Genomic DNA, 13,478 nt, shown 5'->3' with positions numbered 1-13,478 from the left:
TGGCAAAAGGCGGCACGCCAGCAGGCGCGGATTTCCCGGGAATGGGGAATATGGCTGAAAATACTGCCGTTAGACAGTAACGCAGCACGACCATGCGGTCTTCATGCGTGGGAGATTGCCTGCAAACGGCCCGCTGATAAAAAGGAATAAAAGTTTTTGGGTGTCGCCTTTTTTCAAAAAGGCGACGTTCCCTGAAGCTTTTTGCAAAAAGCTTCACCAAAAACTTCTTCACGATTTAAAGGATATCTCAAAGGATCAGGGCCTGCTACCGCACCCAGACCTGTGAGAAAATCATGTGATACAGGCTGGTATAGAAATAATGTCCCAGCCGTTTGGACACCACGTCGACATAGCTCATATGGATCATCGGCACGGCGGGGGACTGGCGGGTGATCATGTCGCTGGCCTGCGCCCACAGCATGCGGGCGGACTGCGGGTCGACATCCTGGCGCGCGCGGTCCATCACCTGCTGGATGCTGGCGTCGCAGAAGCCCGAGATATTGATCGAACTGTCGGAATGCGGATGAAAATTCTCGCACCCGAACAGGGTGTCGAGGAAGTTCGAGGGCGACGGGTAATCGGCATACCATTCACGCATGCTGATCTGCACATGGTTGTCGGTATTTTCGATATATCCGGGATGGATGGTCTGCGACACGGTGCGCAGGTGCGCCTGGTACCCGATGGACTGCAATATGCCGCGCACATAGGTGCCCATGCTGATATCCACGGCATTGGCCGCGACCACCAGCGTCACGTCCTGCCCCGCCGTGCCGCTGTCGCGCACAAGCTGGCGCGCGCGATCCAGATCCGCGCCACGCCACGCGGGCGCGGGGTGGTCCGGCGTCGCATCGCGGGTATAGGCGCACCGCCCGTCATCGGGCAGAAGGCCGGGCGGCACCATGGTGCATAATGGCGACGCCAGCGCGCTGCCGCCCGCAAGGATCGTCATGGCGCGGCGGTCGAGCGCGTAATTGACCGCCTGTCGCGCCTGCAGGTTGCTGAACGGGGCGATATTGACGTTCATCGGCAGGAAATACAGCCCGTACAGCGGCTGCACATGCACCTGCGCGGTATAGCGCGCGCCCAGTTCCCCCAGCCGGTCCAGTGGCTTGTTCCCGAACGCCCAGTCGTACTGCCCGTTTTCGACCGCCGTCACCGCGTCCTCGTCCGACAGGCCGAAATCATAGGAAATGGCATCGACATAGCCGTCGGGCTGTGCCTCGGCATTCCAGACATGGAAATAGGGATTGCGTTCCAGCCGCATATGGCGCTGCGGATCGTACGACACGATGCGATAGGGGCCGGTCGCGGCAATGGGGGTGTTGCCCACGTCATGCGCGGGCGTATCCGCCGGCAGGATGGAGGCATGGGGAAAGGCGATCTTCTGCGGGAATTCGGCGTCCGGTTCCTTCAGCCGGATGGTGATGCGCCGCGTCGCGGGATCGACCTGCACCCCGTCGGACAACGTGCAGTGCGCCGCATCGCGCAGGCATTCATCCGCGCCCAGGATCCCACCATAGAACGACCCGGCGGTGGGACTGCCGACGATGAAAATCCGCCGCAGCGACGCCACGACGTCATCCAGCCCCACCTCCGCGCCATTGGAAAACCGGACGCCGCGCCGCAGGGTGAATATCCATGTCCGCCCCCCGTCGGGCGTCTGCGGCAGGGATTCGGCAAGGTCGGACACCAGTTCGTTGCCCGCCGCCCCCTCGGCCTTGCGAAAATTCAGCAGCCCGTCATAGACCACGCTGAAAAGCTGCATGTACATGGTGGTATAGTCGATCTGCGGATCGAGCGTCCCTGCGGAGACATGGGCCGTCAGCCGCAATGTCCCCCCACGGTGGTCCACCGCATGGTCCGCCACCGGATCCGCAATCGGGTCCGCCGCGCGCGCATCGTGCCGCAGGCCGGGCAGGCATGTCATCCCCACCGCGACAAGCACAGGCCACGACGCGCGTGGCATCATTTTTGTTCCGCCATCAGCTGTTCGATGCGATCGGCGATTTCCTGCGCCGAGGCGGAGGCCGGGATGGTGCCGACATAGCGTTCGGTCGGCGACATGATGACGATCTGCGACGCGGGCTCCATCATGTAATCCCCGTTCTCCAGCGGTTTGCGGACATAAGGGGCATGATATTCATGCGCCACGGCCTCCACCATCTTGGGCGAACCCGTCATGCTGAACAGTCGCGGTCCGAAACGCAGGGTATAGGTGCGCAGGACATCGGACGTATCGCGCATCGGATCGACCGAGATGAAGATGGGCGCGACATAGCGCGCCTTGGCCCGGCCGAGGATGTCCATCGCCTTGGCCATCGATTCCATCGTCGCGCCGCACAGCGTGTCGGGGCAATGGGTCGACCCGAAATAGACCAGCATCCACCGGCCCCGGAAGTCGCTGTCGAGCACCGACCCGTCCGCGCCGTTGACCAGCCGGAAGGACCCGCCGACCTCGTTGCCATAGGTGGTCAGCGGCGGGGCCATCCGGTCAAAAATCCGGTACCCCACATATCCCACCAACGATGAAATCACCACGATCACCAGCGTGACGATAAGGATGAACCTGTCGCGTTTACTCAGCATCAGTGTGCGTCCGCCCAATTCGTTCCGGTCCCGGTCTCCACGACCAGCGGCACGGAAAGGGTCGCTGCGGATTCCATGACCTGCTTTACAAGGGCGGCGAGACGATCCGCCTCTTCATGCCGCACCTCGAACAGAAGTTCGTCATGGACCTGAAGCAGCATGCGTCCGTCAAGCCCTGCCTCACGCATTTCGTGAGGAATCCGCACCATCGCGCGCTTGATGATGTCGGCCGCCCCCCCCTGCAGGGGGGCGTTGATGGCCTGGCGTTCCGCGTAATTGCGCCGCGCGGCGTTGCGCCCGCCGATTTCGGGCACCCAGCACCGCCGCCCGAACGGCGTGACGACGTATCCGTGCGCGCGGGCCTGTTCGCGCATGCGCTCCATGTAATCGCGGATGCCGGGATACCGCGCGAAATAGGCATCGATATAGCCCCGCGCCTCCCCCGGCGGGATGCCAAGCTGGCGTCCCAGCCCGAAGGCGCTGATGCCATAGATGATGCCGAAATTGATCGCCTTGGCCCGGCGGCGCGTCAGGGGGTCCATGCCCTCGATCGGGATGCCGAACACTTCGGACGCCGTGCGGGCGTGGATGTCCTGCCCCAGCGCGAATGCTTCCTTCAGCGCGGGGATGTCCGCCACGTGCGCCAGCAGCCGCAGCTCGATCTGGGAATAATCCGCCGACAGCAGCAGCCGCCCCGGCGGCGCGATGAACGCGCGGCGGATCCGCCCGCCCTCTTCCGTCCGGACGGGGATGTTCTGCAGGTTGGGGTCGTTGGACGACAGGCGGCCCGTGGTCGTCACCGCCATCTGGAACGAGGTATGCACCCGTCCCGTCGCGGGATCGACCTGGTTGACCAGGGCGTCGGCATAGGTGCTCTTGAGCTTGGCGAGCTGCCGCCACGCCAGCACTTCGGCCGGAAGGTCGTGCCCCTTGTCCGCAAGGTCCTGCAGCACGGACGAATCCGTCCCCCATGCGCCGGATTTCATGCGCTTGCCCCCGGCGATGCCCATTTCGTCGAACAGGATCTCGCCCAGCTGCTTGGGGGAGCCGACATTGAACTCCCGCCCCGCAAGGGCGTGGATGCGTGCCTCGATCGTGGACATGCGCCCGGCGAATTCCACCGATATCGCCCGCAGGTCGTCCGCGTCGACGGCGATGCCCTCGCGTTCCATGTCCGCCAGTATGCCCACCAGCGGACGCTCCAGCTCCTCATACAGCGCCAGCGCATGGTTGGGGCGCAGCTGCGGGCGCAGCACCTGCCACAGCCGCAGGGTCACATCCGCGTCCTCGGCCGCATAGGCGGTGGCGCGCGCGATATCGACCCGCGCGAAGGGCACGCGGTTGCGCCCGGTGCCCGTCACCTCGTCATAGGGGATGGGGGTATGGTCCAGATACAGGCGCGACAGTTCATCCATGCCCTGCGTATGCTTGCCCGCGAACTGGGCATAGGAAATCAGCATCGTGTCGTCGATGGGCGTGGGCTGTGGCGCGCCCGCGCGCACCAGTACCTCCAGGTCGAACTTGGCGTTCTGGAACACCTTGAGCACCGACGGGTCCACCAGCAGGTCCGACAGGCATTCCAGCGCCACGCCGACATCCATCTGCGCCACCGACGCGCTGTCCATCAGGTCGCCCTCATGCGCCAGCGGGATGTAGCAGGCGCGGCCCGGCCCGGTCGCAAGCGACATCCCCACCAGCCCCGCGCGCAGCGGGTCAAGGCCATCGGTTTCCGTGTCCACCGCGCACACGCCCGCGGCCCGGGCCTCCGCCACCCAGGCGCGCAGCGCATCGACGTCGCTGACGGTTTCATAGGGGCCATAGGCGGCGTCGGGGACGGCCATGGCCGGGGCCTGTTCCGTCGGCGCTGCGGCCGTGCCCGCGCCGGGCAGGGGCGGCGTCGGGCGGCGCGGGGTCGCGGCGGCCTTCATGCCGATGCGCTGCAGCAGGGAACGGAAGCCCATCTCCTCCAGCCAGAGGCCGAGTCGCGCCTCATCCACGTCGCAGCAGGCCAGTTCCGCCAGCGGCACGGGACACGGCGCGTCCTCCCGCAGGGTGACAAGCGTGTGCGACAGGCGGGCCATGTCGGCATGGGCGATCAGGTTGTCACGCCGCTTTGACGGCTTCATTCCCTGTGCCGCGTCAAGGATCGCGTCAAGCGAGCCGTATTCCGCCATCAGGGCCGCCGCCGTCTTCGGCCCGATTCCCGGCACGCCGGGCACGTTGTCCACCGGATCGCCGATCAGGGCCTGCACCTCGGCCACGTGGACGGGGGCGACGCCGAACTTGGCCATGACCTCCGCCTCGCCAATGGGCTTCTGCTTGATCGGGTCCATCATCTGCACCCCCGGACGGACCAGCTGCATCAGGTCCTTGTCGGAAGAGATGATGGTGCATGTCCCCCCCGCGTCCGTCGCCTGCCGGGCATAGGCGGCGATCAGGTCATCGGCCTCCCACCCGGCTTCCTCGATCGCGGGCACGCTGAAGGCTGCGGTCGCGTCGCGCACCAGCGCGAACTGCGGGCGCAGGTCCTCCGGCGGTTCGGGGCGGTGGGCCTTGTACTGGTCATACAGATCGTTGCGGAACGTGTGGCGTCCCGCGTCGAAGATGACCGCCAGATGGGTTCCCGCATGTTCGCGCAGCAGCCGCGCAAGCATGTTGGTAAATCCGAATACCGCATTGACGGGCGTTCCGTCCGGGCTGGTCATGGGGGGCAGGGCGTGGAAGGCACGGAAAATGAAACCGGACCCATCCACGAGGATCAGGCGGACCTGCGCGTCGGTGTGCATCGGGATTTAGGGTTTCAGTGCGCGTCACCGTGGGATGAGGCCTCGGGGTTGAGCACGAACAGCCGCGAGCAGTAGGGGCAGAATGTCTGGTGATCACGGATGCGCAGGAAAACGCGCGGATGGCCCAGCGCGCCCAGCCCGCCGTCGCATGACAGGACACGCGAATCGACGACGATCGTCTCGACCAGGCCAAGGACGGGATGGGGCGTCGGATTTGTCGGGTTCTTGGTCAGGGCTTGCATTTCGGTAAACCTCGGGCTTGTTGTCCGGCATGGATTGCGATGCCCCGGCGGACCCGTGGCGTCGAATGATGATGATACGCAGGATTGCCGTGCTTTCAAACCTTCGCCTGTCACGCCTGCTTTATCCGGCGTTCCTCATGCTTCTGGCCGGATGCGCGACACATGACGCCCCCACCCCCGTCCCGCCGCCACGCCATGCCGGACTCGGCCGCGTTGTCCCGCCCGACCGGGTGATGGACGTGCCCGGCACCGGCCCGGTGCCCATGCGCGTGTGGCGAGCGCCGGCGGGCGGGCAGAAGGCAGTCGTGCTTGCGCTGCATGGCTTCAACGACAGCCGCGACGCGTGGGAACGCCCCGGCCCCGTGCTGGCGGCGCATGGCATTACCGTTTACGCCCCGGACCAGCCGGGATTCGGCGCGATGCCCGACAGGGGCGGCTGGCGCGGGACGGACGCCATGGTCGCCGCCGCGCGGGCGGAGGCCACGATGATCCACGATGAAAATCCCGGCGTCCCGTTATACGTCATGGGCGAAAGCATGGGCGGCGCGCTGGCGGTCTGCATGTCGGCCGAAGGCGGCATGCCCGATGTCGCGGGCTATATCCTGCTGGCGCCCGCCGTATGGGACCTGGGCGCGGGCACGGATGCGACCCTTAACGCCATGGCCGCCATCGCGCCCCAGTGGCGGGTGACGGGCCGCGAACTGCCGGTGCATGTCACGGCGTCCGACGACCTGCTGGCGCTGGCGCGACTGTATTACGACCCGCTGACGCTGCGTGCCACGCGCATGCCGGCGCTGGCGGGACTGGCGGAACTGATGCACCGCGCGGCGCACGAGGTCGGGCGCATGCATGGTCCGGTGCTGGCGGTCTATGGCGGCCGGGACCAGCTGGTGCCCGCGCGCGCCATGACGCGGGCATGGCGCCACCTGCCGCAGGGCGCGCGACGCGATTTCATCCCCGCCGGATACCATCTGCTGCTGCGCGGGCGGGAGGCGGAGAAGGTCACGCGCGACATCATCTCGTGGATTGAACAGCCCGATGCCTTCCTCCCCTCCGGCGGGGATATCGCCGCGGCCACATGGAACGACGCGCCGGCGGGGGAGATGAAGGTGCCCTTCTTCCTGCCCGCGCAGATGGACAGCCTGGTGCGCAAGTAAGATTGCATCATTTCAGGGGTAGCGTTTGCGCCCGTGACAGGGTATGCAGGCGGCTGTGGACTCGTAGCTCAGCTGGATAGAGCGTCGCCCTCCGAAGGCGAAGGTCGAAGGTTCGAATCCTTTCGAGTCCGCCATTCCCCTAAAATTATCAATAAAATCTGTCTTTTTTGGCGTCATGTCTGGGTTCAGCCTTGCGTGCTTGCACTTGGGCAGATTTTTCCATCGCTGTCGGCCGATACGCCCTTGTATTTGCCATCTCTCTTTGGCCTTGACGATCCCTTCATGCTAGCGCTCCAGCATCAGGGAACGCTCATGCACAACGGGACACGGCCCGTATGCTTTTACCTACCTTGCTCAATTATGTGCATCAGGCATCTTAATCGGTAACAGAGGCCAGATGCAGGATATGTCATGAATGATCACCCCATCCGACTGCCGTGGGTCGGACCGCGATACGATGAAACCCGCATTCTCATCATGGGTGAAAGCCACCATTGTGATCCTGCTGACGAATTCTCCTACGACCTGACGCTTCGTACGGTCCGGGACGCCCAAAAAGGCATGCTTCAGTCATCATTCTTTGACGACATCAAGGATGCCATACTTGGCGATGCATCCGAGGGGACATCCTCTGAAGAATTCTGGAACAGGTTCGCTTTCGCCAATTTCTGCCAAGGAGCGGTTATTCGCGAAGAAGGGATGCCCTTATCCGATGCATCAACTCAGATGTTGCAGGCAGGTGAACAGGCTTTGCCTACCATTCTGTCTCTGCTGAAACCAAGAAAATTGCTGCTGTTTTCCAAGCGCGCATGGAGGTATACGCACAACCTTCCTGCCATCACTCGCCATGAACCAGAAAAGTCAGTCCCATGCCCAGATGGCAAGCTGGCAGAAACCTATTTCTACGCTTCCGATGAACTGTCGTTCGCTGTCAGTTGCATTGCTCTGTATCATCCAAGTGCGTGGACAAAGTTCCACCAGAACGCGTCTTACTGGCATCCCGTTATCCAGACCTTTCTGACAGACTCCACAAGGTCAAGGCATTAATCCTCAGATCATTTTGAAGTGACGCAAGGCGGCTTCGATAACTGGCCGCTTTTCTGGTGGACACGGGTGCTTTCTCTGGTTGGGATCAATTCGATTATTCGCCTGCCGTCGTGTTTTGCCGTGATCTGATAGGATATGAGCGATCCAGCAGCTTTTGGCGGCAAAGCCATCTCTTGCCCTGATCCAGTCCTGCACCTGTTGATAAGTCGCCATGATCTTCTCCTGTTATAAACAGCGAATCATACCCTTTCGCCAATACTAAGAAAGTTAGAGCCGTTTATAGCGCAATTCACCTTCCTGCCCGATTAGAAAAAAACCAGATGTGCCGCCCGTGTCCGTGTGTACCGGGCCTGTTCCGACAGTGGTCCATGTCCATAATGGCTGCAATCTGGCAGGGGGTGTAACCAACCTCCGCCACTCGTCATGCAACGTATTTACCTGACCATGCCCCCAAAGGGCACGGATACCAGAAACAGGTCCGGTCATTTCTCCTCCCCGATGCGTCCTGTTTCAAGTTGGGGAACCATGCCGTCGGTTGGCACGTAAACCACCGTCTTGTTGGTCTGGTTATCCAGCTTGCTAATCCAGAGCCAACGCAGGTATTCCGAGTTTTCCTTCAGGCTTTCACCGATGATCTTGTTGGCCTTGGCCGTGCCTTCGGCGCGCAGGATTTCCGCATCGCGTTCGGCCTGCGCGGTCTGCACAAGCACCTGCCGGTTCTGCGTGGCGCGCGCCAGTTCGGCTTCGCCATGCATCCTGGCGGAATAGACCTGATATTGCGGAAGGGCATAGGCGGCCACCCCGATAAGGGTGACAGCGACGATCCCGATCGCCAGGAGTTCTTTCGTCGAGAAACCCGTCTTCACTGCCTGATCTCCATGGTGATGGCGCAATCATATTGAAACCGAAACATATTGCCCGCAAGCCATATTGGCGAACACGATCAGGACCGGACCACGTGGGAGATTGTTTGAAAACAACCCATTGATAAAAAACAATAAAAGTTTTTGGTGAAGCTTTTTCCAAAAAGCTTCGAAGAACGCCGCCTTTTTGAAAAAAGGCGACACCCAAAAACTTCTAAAATTTCAGGACATTGTCGGGCCTATCTTTTCAAATCCCCCTGACCCCATGGCAGCGAAAGCCTTCCCGGAAACATCCTTGCAGCATGCGGGATGCTTCATGGGCGGGGCCTGTACCACCCGTCGCGCCGGCAGCGGCACCACCACTGAAATTTCACGTCCGCATCCATGCAACTTCCCCTCGCGCATGCACTTGGGAAAGCGGGAAAAACATCCCCCGGATGGCCACGAAAATCCGGCATGACAAAGCTGATATCCCCCGGAAGGATGAAGAACAATGCGCTCACCTTCGCTACGGCTGGTCCCGCCAATGGTTCTGACAGTATCGGCCGGTTTCCTGCTGGCGGCCATGGCGCAGACACGCGCCGCCCCGCCGCCGCCCGCAATGCCGGCGACATCGACGACGGCGGCCGCCATCGAGGGTGCGCCGGGCGCGCGCCTTGCCGGGTATCTGAATTTCTGCATTGGCAATCACCTGCTGCCACATGAGGACGCGACCCCCGTGCTCGACCATCTCATCGCGCAGACAAATGCGGTGTCGAAGGATCATACGGGCAACATGGATTACGTTTATGGCACGGTGGGCCTCCTTCATCCCGAAAGCCGGAACAGCCCGCGCCTGACGGACCTCGACATCCCGCAACGGCGCGAACTGTGCCAGCAGATCAGGAAAAAGGCAGCCTCCGCTACATGATCCCCGCCATGCGGGAACGATTGGACATCACGGGCATCGGGCAGGATATGCGGCAGGCTGCCCCGAGACATCCCGTCGAAGACGTTCCTGGCGATGCTTTTTCCAAAAAACTCCTGATTGTCTTCCCCCCGGGGACTACGGCAGGACGGATCCGTACCGCAATATTTGCATGGGACCCCGGCATCGACGCTGGCTGGCATGATGCTGACAGGCATGACACATTACGTAATATTCCTGTCACGGTAACCCATCCCATGCCCCAGCCATCCCGCCCCCTCCCTGCCGAGGCACCCGCCCCCCCGATCCTGCGCCATCCCCATGTGCTGGAGGACAAGGGACACGATGCCGTCGTGCGCGTGGGACAGGCGGACCGCATCTGGTCCGATTTCTATCACCATGCCCTGATCGCGCCATGGGGCGTCTTCTTCTACTGGTCGATCGCGTTCTACATCGTCATCAACGTTGTCTTCGCGCTGGCCTACATGGTGGTGGGGACGCAGGTGTCAGGCGCGCGGCCGGGCGATTTCCTCGATTACTTCTTCTTCAGCGTGCAGACCCTGTCCACCGTGGGATACGGCGTCATGGCCCCCGTGGGGCGGGTGGCGAACCTGCTGGCGACGACAGAGGTTCTGGGCGGCATGATGATCAACGCCGTCGCGACGGGCCTGGTCTTTGCGCGGTTTTCGCGTCCCCGCGCCCGCATCATGTTCAGCAAGCGCGCCGTCATCGTAAAGAATCAGGCGCAGCCCCACCTGGACGTCCGCATCGCCAACTGCCGGCGCAGCCCGATCCTGAGCGCGGATATCGAATTTTCCCTCGCCCGCCTGATCCCGCAGCCCGACGGGCATGTCACGCGGCAGTTCGATTCCCTCCCGCTGCGTCAGTCGCACATGCCGGTGCTGCGTTTCGCGTGCCTGCCGGTGCATGTCATCGATGAAAACAGTCCCCTGCATGGCGTCACGCTGGACATGCTGAAATCGGAGGAGGCGGAAATCATCGTCACGATCACCGGCACGGACGAGGCATCGGGGCAGACGGTCTTTGCCCGCACGGCCTACGGGTTCGACCGCATGCTGTACGACCACCATTTCGTCGATATCATCAACACAAATCCCGACGGCAGCATCACGGTCGATTACACCCGGTTCGACCAGATGGAAAAACAGCCCTGAGCCACCCGGCCCTTACGTCGCACCCGACAGGCCCCGCCATGCCGAAAGGGCACGCGCCCGGCCTTCGTCCAGCCCGACAATCGGGGCCGGATACCCGCGCGGGACCTCCGCCGGGGCGCAGGTCCATGGACAATGGATGCGCGATGCGGGCAGATGCGCCAGTTCCGGCACCCATCGCCGCACATACGTGCCATCGGGATCGAATTTCTTCCCCTGCAGGACAGGATTGAACACGCGGAAATAGGGCGCGGCATCCACACCGCATCCCGCGACCCATTGCCAGTTGACGACGTTGCTGGCGATGTCGGCATCCACCAGCGTATCGCGAAACCAGCCCTCCCCCACGCGCCAGTCCATCAGCAGATGCTTCGTCAGGAAGGACGCCACGATCATGCGGACCCGGTTATGCATCCACCCCGTCTGCCACAGCTGCCGCATGCCCGCATCCACGATGGGATACCCCGTGCGCCCCTGCTGCCACGCATGCAGGTCGCGCGCATCGTCGCGCCACGGCATGGCGTCGAATTCCGTCCGGAAATTGCTGCGCACCAGTTCCGGCTGCTCATAAAGCAGCGACACCGCGAAATCCCGCCATCCCAGCTCGGCAAGGAATTTCGCGCGATCCTCCGCCCCCGCCGCGCCATCACACGCCACCGCATGCCATGCCTGCCGAGGCGAGATGTGGCCAAAACGCAGGGCGGGCGACAGCATCGATGTCGCCGGCAGGTCCGGCCTGTCGCGCGCGGTAGCGTATCCCGCCATGTCGTCCTGCACGAACTCGCGCAGGCGCGCGCGCGCCGCGGCCTCGCCCGGATGCCACGTCGCGCGCAGACCCCCAGCCCAGTCCGGCGCAACCGGCAGAAGGCCGAGCGCATCGATCCCCACGCATTCCGCCCGCCAGCCGTCAGGCATCCCGGCGTCCCCGATCCGCCGAGGCGCGGGCAGGGGCGGCGGCGGGTCCCCCATCGCACGTGCGGCGCGCCACCATGCGGTATAGACCCGGAACGCATCGCCCGCGCGCGTGCGGACCGTCCAGGGTTCATGCATGACGCTGGCGGCAAAGCTGTGCGCCGCAACGCCATCCTGTTTCAGGGCCGCCTTGATCGTGGTGTCGGTTTCACGCCCCTGCGGATCGTAACGCCGGTTCCACACCACCTGCGCCGCATGCGCCTGTTGCGCAAGGCGCGGGACAAGGACCGTCGCATCCCCGTGCGCGACATGCAGCGTCGCCCCCATGCGCGACAGGTCGTCACGCAGGGCGCACAACCCGCCATGAAGCCACCATTGCGCCGCGCCGGACGGGGCCGTGCGCGGGTCATGCACGAACAGGCACAGGACCGGCGCCCCCGACGCCACGGCATGCGACAGGGCCGGATGGTCGGCCAGCCGCAGGTCATCGCGAAACCAGACGATGACCGGCGCGGCGCCGGACGCGGAGGCAGAAGCCGAAGCGGGGGACGAAGACGATGGGGGCATATCTGTTCCAGACTGATGGCGGGGCCCCCTGATGTGCTATACCGCCATGAACCGTTGCAAGCGAAACCTTCCCCCACTGAATGAACGTCGCACCTGAATGTTCTTTATCATCAAGACCGTCCTGTCCGGACTGATCATCGCCCTCGTCTCGACCATCGCCCGGCGATATCCGGCGTTCGGGGCGCTTGTGGCCTCGCTCCCGCTGATTTCGGTGTTCGGGATGCTGTGGCTGTGGGCGGAAACGAAGGATCCGGTACGCATGGAAACCCATGTGGAAGCCACGTTCTGGTACGTGATCCCTTCCCTGCCGATGTTCCTGCTGATCCCGTACCTGATGCGCCACGGCGTCGGCTTTTACCCGGCCCTGCTGGCGGGATGCGTGCTGACGGCGGCACTTTACCTGCTCATGACATGGTGCGCGGCGCGCATGGGCATCAACCTGTGAGCGCACTCACCCGATCGTATGTAAAGACGGCATGAAAATAAGTTATTTATAAATGATGATAAAAGTTTTTGGGTGTCGCCCTTTTTTAAAAAGGTGACGTCTTCATGAAGCTTTTTGCAAAAAGCTTCACCAAAAACTCTTATTATTTTCAAACTGCCAGCAGTTACCGCGCCGGCGGGCTGGGCGCGGGATCGGACGTGGCATTGCGCGTTTCCTGCGGCGCGGGCGTCCGGTCGGCGGCGTTGTCGGGTTCCTCGAACATGGCACGGCATTTCGGGGACAGCTTGTCGAGCTTGCTTTCAAGGCATTCCTCCATCAGCTGTTCATTGGGAATATCCATGAAACACAGCCGGAAGACATCCTTCTTGCAGGCCGAGGTCTGGTCCTCCCGCCCGGCGGCATGGGCCAGGGGGGCCTGCGTCATTCCCCCGACCATCGCGACGGCCGCGCATGCCATTATGCGCAGGGCGTGTGGTCCGGTCCGGTAATGACGCAACATTTCTCGATCCTCCATCATGCTGGATGGGCATGGGTGCCAGAGGGCATCTGGACACGACCCATCGTCAGTGGCCATCAGTGGCGCGTGGAATCGCGCGCCCGAAAAACTTCCCCGACAGGCGGAAGTCCGGGGATAAGGGCTGTCGCCGTAACGCGCCACGCATTGACAAGTTGCGTCATTATTACGGAAAACCCTAGCAGCCTGTCGGGTTGGGCATTTTGCGGCTGATAACGCCGAGGCTGACCCGGCTTATGCTGCCTGAAGCCGTGCCATTCTTTTGCAGTTGTATGCG

At 62.9% G+C, this 13,478-nt stretch carries 13 protein-coding genes and 1 tRNA gene; 6 read left to right on the top strand and 8 right to left on the bottom strand.

All coding sequences use genetic code 11. The annotated features are described in order from the left end of the window. Nucleotides 1–265: 265 nt before the first annotated feature. From CFR71_RS11575 to CFR71_RS11560, 4 genes are read right to left on the bottom strand one after another with little or no spacing between them, the layout of a single operon-like run. A complete protein-coding gene (locus CFR71_RS11575) occupies nt 266–1,969 on the bottom strand; it encodes an ABC transporter substrate-binding protein (protein ID WP_110531346.1) in 1,704 nt (567 codons plus the stop codon). Then, complete coding sequence (locus tag CFR71_RS11570; protein ID WP_110531260.1) at nt 1,969–2,589, bottom strand: SCO family protein; 621 nt, start codon at nt 2,587–2,589, stop codon at nt 1,969–1,971. Before CFR71_RS11570 ends, CFR71_RS11575 begins: the two co-directional genes overlap by 1 nt. Further along, entirely contained in the window at nt 2,589–5,375 is a 2,787-nt protein-coding gene (polA, locus tag CFR71_RS11565) for a DNA polymerase I (protein ID WP_110531258.1), read from the bottom strand. The genes CFR71_RS11570 and polA overlap by 1 nt, the downstream gene beginning before the upstream one ends. 14 nt (nt 5,376–5,389) lie before the next feature. Continuing rightward, nucleotides 5,390–5,617: a zinc-finger domain-containing protein gene (locus tag CFR71_RS11560; protein ID WP_110531257.1), complete on the bottom strand. Its 228-nt coding sequence runs from the start codon at nt 5,615–5,617 to the stop codon at nt 5,390–5,392. Nucleotides 5,618–5,688: 71 nt separating this feature from the next. On the opposite strand from CFR71_RS11560, the gene CFR71_RS11555 reads away from it, so the two are divergent. The 3 genes from CFR71_RS11555 (at nt 5,689) to CFR71_RS11545 (ending at nt 7,821) form a co-directional block, all read left to right on the top strand. Continuing rightward, nucleotides 5,689–6,774, top strand: a complete 1,086-nt coding sequence (locus tag CFR71_RS11555; protein ID WP_207781380.1) for an alpha/beta fold hydrolase — start codon at nt 5,689–5,691, stop codon at nt 6,772–6,774. A gap of 57 nt (nt 6,775–6,831) precedes the next feature. Then, nucleotides 6,832–6,908 (top strand) — tRNA-Arg (locus tag CFR71_RS11550). Between the two features lie 277 nt (nt 6,909–7,185). Beyond that, complete coding sequence (locus tag CFR71_RS11545) at nt 7,186–7,821, top strand: hypothetical protein (protein WP_110531255.1); 636 nt, start codon at nt 7,186–7,188, stop codon at nt 7,819–7,821. Between the two features lie 3 nt (nt 7,822–7,824). Here CFR71_RS11545 and CFR71_RS11540 read toward each other — a convergent pair whose 3' ends face one another. Further along, nucleotides 7,825–8,034: a hypothetical protein gene (locus tag CFR71_RS11540; RefSeq protein WP_110531253.1), complete on the bottom strand. Its 210-nt coding sequence runs from the start codon at nt 8,032–8,034 to the stop codon at nt 7,825–7,827. A gap of 269 nt (nt 8,035–8,303) precedes the next feature. Further along, complete coding sequence (locus CFR71_RS11535; RefSeq protein ID WP_206057813.1) at nt 8,304–8,687, bottom strand: SPFH domain-containing protein; 384 nt, start codon at nt 8,685–8,687, stop codon at nt 8,304–8,306. 490 nt (nt 8,688–9,177) lie between these two features. On the opposite strand from CFR71_RS11535, the gene CFR71_RS11530 reads away from it, so the two are divergent. Together CFR71_RS11530 and CFR71_RS11525 are read left to right on the top strand one after the other, a co-directional pair. After that, nucleotides 9,178–9,594 carry a hypothetical protein gene (locus tag CFR71_RS11530; RefSeq protein WP_110531251.1) on the top strand — a complete coding sequence of 139 codons (417 nt, stop codon included), beginning with the start codon at nt 9,178–9,180 and terminating at the stop codon, nt 9,592–9,594. A gap of 254 nt (nt 9,595–9,848) precedes the next feature. Then, entirely contained in the window at nt 9,849–10,766 is a 918-nt protein-coding gene (locus CFR71_RS11525; protein WP_110531340.1) for an ion channel, read from the top strand. Nucleotides 10,767–10,778: 12 nt separating this feature from the next. On the opposite strand, the gene CFR71_RS11520 is transcribed toward CFR71_RS11525, so the two are convergent. Then, entirely contained in the window at nt 10,779–12,242 is a 1,464-nt protein-coding gene (locus CFR71_RS11520) for a cryptochrome/photolyase family protein (protein ID WP_110531249.1), read from the bottom strand. A 97-nt stretch (nt 12,243–12,339) separates the two neighbouring features. On the opposite strand from CFR71_RS11520, the gene CFR71_RS11515 reads away from it, so the two are divergent. Next, nucleotides 12,340–12,687, top strand: coding sequence for a DUF3147 family protein (locus CFR71_RS11515; protein WP_110531247.1), 348 nt, complete (start codon nt 12,340–12,342; stop codon nt 12,685–12,687). 163 nt (nt 12,688–12,850) lie between these two features. On the opposite strand, the gene CFR71_RS11505 is transcribed toward CFR71_RS11515, so the two are convergent. Further along, entirely contained in the window at nt 12,851–13,186 is a 336-nt protein-coding gene (locus CFR71_RS11505) for a hypothetical protein (protein ID WP_408891849.1), read from the bottom strand. Nucleotides 13,187–13,478 lie beyond the last annotated feature (292 nt).

It is taken from the genome of Novacetimonas pomaceti (assembly GCF_003207955.1).
GTDB classification, from domain to species: domain Bacteria; phylum Pseudomonadota; class Alphaproteobacteria; order Acetobacterales; family Acetobacteraceae; genus Novacetimonas; species Novacetimonas pomaceti.
This window is presented reverse-complemented; position numbering and strand designations above follow the sequence as displayed.